The 4,146-nt window shown below is 74.9% G+C and carries 3 protein-coding genes; all 3 read left to right on the top strand.

The annotated features are described in order from the left end of the window. Window positions 1-2,008: hypothetical protein (locus tag EEJ42_RS33570; protein ID WP_123105819.1), on the top strand; the 2,008-nt coding region annotated here is incomplete at its 5' end. A 133-nt stretch (window positions 2,009-2,141) separates the two neighbouring features. After that, window positions 2,142-2,294, top strand: a complete 153-nt coding sequence (locus EEJ42_RS51315; protein WP_184503404.1) for a hypothetical protein — start codon at window positions 2,142-2,144, stop codon at window positions 2,292-2,294. A 25-nt stretch (window positions 2,295-2,319) separates the two neighbouring features. Continuing rightward, window positions 2,320-4,146: glycosyltransferase (locus tag EEJ42_RS33575; RefSeq protein ID WP_148082120.1), on the top strand; the 1,827-nt coding region annotated here is incomplete at its 3' end.

Raw genomic sequence — 4,146 nt, forward strand, 5'->3', positions numbered from 1 at the left:
GATGGCGGGGACCGCCGTCACGGGCGTGGGTGGGGTGTTCGTGGGGGCGGGGGTGGTGGGGGTCGGGGGTGATCTGGTGATGCAGCGCACGGCGCCGGGGTTGATGGGGCGTCTGGGGCGGCTGCATGTCGGGGAGACGCTGCGCTTCGAGTTGCGGTGTGTTCTGCTGCTTCTGCTGCTGGGGCGGATGCATGTGACCGGTCCGGTCGGGCTGGCGTCGGCGATGGCGCTGGTGCTGTGTCTGCTGGGCGGTCAAGCGCTGCATGCCGCGATATGCACGCTGATCGGCCGTCGGCGGCGGCTCGCGGTCGCGGCGCGCCATATCGACCTGCGACGGCTGGGCATCAGCGACCGGCCGCCGCGGCGGCTGACCGAGTGGCCGGGGCTGCGGATGCTGGCGTACGAGGTGGCGGCGCTGGGCGGGCTGGGGGCGACGCTGGTCACCGGGGACGCCCGCTGGGTGGTGGCGGGGCTGACCGCGGCGGCCGGGGGGTGTGCGGTGACGGTGCTGGCGCTGCTGCCGTACCTCGTGGGGGCGCTCCGGCTGCCGGGCCCGGCGCGGGTGCTGGGCGAGGTGAACGCCTGGCTGGTCCGGCACCGGCCGGAGACGGTGCTGTACTTCTCGGGGCCGCGGGCGTCCGCATACCAGGTCGGCATGTGGCTGGAGACGGTGGCGGCGCTGCGCGCCCCGGCGCTGGTGATCGTGCGGGAGCGGCATCTGCTGGAGGTGCTGGCGCCGACCGTGCTGCCGGTGCTGTGCGTGCCGGACGGGACGCATCTGCGGAGGCTGGATCTCGGCAGTGTGCGGGTCGCGCTCTATCCGGCGAACGTCGGCGAAAACATCCATCTGCTGCGCATCCCCACCATGCAGCACGTGTTCCTGGACCATGGCGACGGTCATGGCGACGGCGACTCGGCCACCGGGGTCGATCCGTACAGCAAGGTCTACGACCAGGTGTGGGTCGCGGGGCGGGCCGGGCGGCAGCGGTACGCGGAGGCGGCGGTCGGGGTCGAGGACGCGGACATCGTGGAGGTGGGGCGGCCCCAGCTGGACGGCCTCCAGGTCCAGGAGGTCCAGGAGGGCGACGGCGTACCCCTCCCCACCGTGCTCTACGCCCCTGGCCCCGCCTCGCCGGCGGCCGAAGGCGAGACGCTCGTGCGGCGGCTGCTGGAGAGCGAGCCGCCGGTCCGGGTCCTCTACCGGCCGCACCCCGCCGCCGACCGCCGGTCCGCCGCGCACCGGCGCATCGTCGCCCTGATCGGCGCCGCGAACGAGCGGCGGGCCGGGCAGGGGACGGACGAGCCCGAGGAGGCCGGGGCGCTGCGCGCCGAGGCCACCCGCTGCCGGGCCGAGCTGACACGACGTATCGCCGCGCTGCACGCGCGGCTGCGCCCGGCCTACGCCGACGAGGCCATGCTCACCCGCGACAGCGCCGCACCCGATCCGGCGGCGGTGGCCGAGGCCGGGGAGCTGGGCGAGCAGTGGCACCGGGCGCACTGGGCGGCCTCGCCACCCTGGCTGCACCAGGTGGTGGAGGCGGACACCCCTGCCCTCCACTCCTGTTTCGACCAGGCCGATCTGCTGATCGGTGACCTCTCCGGCGTGGTCGCGGACTTCATCGCCACCCTCAAGCCGTACGCCCTCACCGATGCGGCGGGCGTCGGCGCGGAGGAGTTCCGGCGGCAGCACACCGTGGCCCGCGCCGCCTATCTGCTCGATCCGGAGGCCAACGGGGTGGAGGAGCTCGTACGGCTGCTGTTCCAGCCCGACCGGGACACGCTGCGCGCCGCCCGCCACGAGCTGAGGGCGTATCTGCTCGGCCCCGCGTCCCCGCCGTCCATCCAGCGCTTCAACGAGGCGGTCGACGCTCTCGCCGCGAAGGGCGAGGCGCTCATCCGGCTGCGCGAACTCCAGACGATCCGCGAGGGAGCTGAGGGAGCACCCGATGAGCATCCGGCGACCGCACCGTGCCCGTGCGCTCCTTCCGCGCCGCCGCCCGCGAAGTGAACGGGTCGGGCGTGCCGTACGTCGTACCGGGGCACCCCGGACGCTGGTCCGTCACCCGCCGGCCGTACGACCCACACCCATCCCTCACCCCCGGCCCCGACCATGAGCAGCCACCCAGGACTCAGGAGCGATCATGGGAACGCAGCACGTCATAGCCGTCGGCCTCACCCAGGCGCCCACCGACGGCAGATGGGCCGCGGACGCACGGGCTGCCGACCGCACCCGCGTCGGCCACGGCGGCCCCCGCCGCACCCGCCCGTCCGCGCCCCCCGGCGACGCCGCCTGAGCCCATCTCACCCACCGGAGCCCGCATGTTGCCGCGTACCCCACGCCCCGGCCCGCGCCCCCGCGTCAGCGTGATCGTCCCCGCCCGCAACGCCATGCCCGCCCTGACCCGAGCCCTCACCTCCGCCATGGAGCAGACCATAGGCATCGCCCGGCTGGAGATCATCGCGATCGACGCCGGATCGACGGACGGCACCGCCGCGGAGCTGGACCGGCTGGCCGCCGACTGCCCCGCGCTCAAGGTCGTCCACCAGGAGCCCGGCGGTGGCCCGGGCAGGCACCGCAACACCGGACTCGACCTCGCCCGCGGCGAGTACGTGTTCTTCCTCGACGCCGACGGCTACCTGGGCCCCGACGCGCTGCGCCGCATGGTCGCCATGGCCGACCAGAACGGCACCGACGTCGTGCTCGGCAGGATGGCCTCCCCCACCGGGCGCGGCGTCCCCCGGGCGGTGTTCCGCCACAACCAGCTGCGCACCGATGTCGTCGGCTCGCACGCCTACTCCACGCTCGGCCCGTGGAAGCTGTTCCGCCGCTCCCTCATCGAACGGTTCCACCTGCGGTTCCCGGAGGACTGCCGCACCGACGAGGACCAGCCCTTCACCGCGGCGGCCTACCTCAACGCCTCCGCCATCTCCGTCGTCGCCGACTACGACTGCTACCACCTCACCCGCCGCGGGACGACCGCGCGGAACCCCGCCCGCACCGGCCTCACCGATCGCATCGACGCCATCCGGCTGCTGTTCCAGACCGCCGCCCGCTACACCCAGCCCGGCCCGCGCCGCGACCATGTGATGCGGCGCCACATCCGCCGGGAGCTGTGCGGCGCGCTGCGCGCCCTGCCCCGCGAGGACGAGACCGAGGCGCGGACGCGGTTCCTCCCCGAGCTGCGCCGCTGGGCGACCGACCACTGCTCGGACGCGCTCTTCCGCACCCTCACCGCGCCCGAACGGCTGATGGTCCACCTGCTGCGCACCGGCCGCTTCGACGATCTGCTGACGGTCATCCGCGCCGCCAAGGAGGACGCGGGCCGCGGCCGTCTGGTCGAGAAGGGGCGCGTGTACTGGCTGCACCCCTTCTTCCGCGACCCGGCGGCCGACGTCCCCGACGACTGCTTCGACGTCACCGACCGGCTGCCGGTGCGCCACCATCTCACCGGCGCCGCCTGGCACGGCGGCTCCACCCTGCGGGTCCGCGGCCGGGCCGAGGTCAAGGGACTGGACGCCGGTCCCGAGGACCGCACCGAACTGGTGCTGCGCCACCGCGACGCCAAGGACGAACTGTGCGTGCCGGTCACGGCGGTGGACGAGGAGGGCACAGACGCGGCGGGCGGCGGGACGGTCAACCGGGAGTTCGCGGCGGACATCGACATCGCCACCGCCGACGACGGCGCCCCACTGCGCCCCGGCGTCTGGGACGTGTTCCTCGACGTCCGCGCCCAGGGCGTCAGCCGCACCATACGCTTCGGCAACCGCCACGACGAGGGGCTCGACATCGGCACCGCGCGCCGCGTGGTGGCCGCGGGCCCCGGCCAGCGCGCCCGCGTCACGCCGTACTTCACCACCCCGTACGGCAATCTCTCGCTCGACATCGGCCCGGCCCCGCGCGGCGCGCCCTGCGAGGTGACCGAGGCACTGTGGCACCCGTCCGACAAGGGCACGCTGGTCGTCGCCGGGCGGCTGCTGCCGCCGGGCACACCGCCCCGCAACCGGGTGCTGCGGCTGCGGGCCGAGCACACCGACGGCCGCGTCCTGGACCACCCGGTGCGGTACGCGGCGGGCCACCCGGCGGGCGCGTTCACCGCCCGGCTGCCGGTGCGCGACCTGGGGCGCGGCCGCTGGACGGTGACGCTC

This window comes from Streptomyces botrytidirepellens, from assembly GCF_003721215.1.
Lineage (GTDB): Bacteria > Actinomycetota > Actinomycetes > Streptomycetales > Streptomycetaceae > Streptomyces > Streptomyces himastatinicus.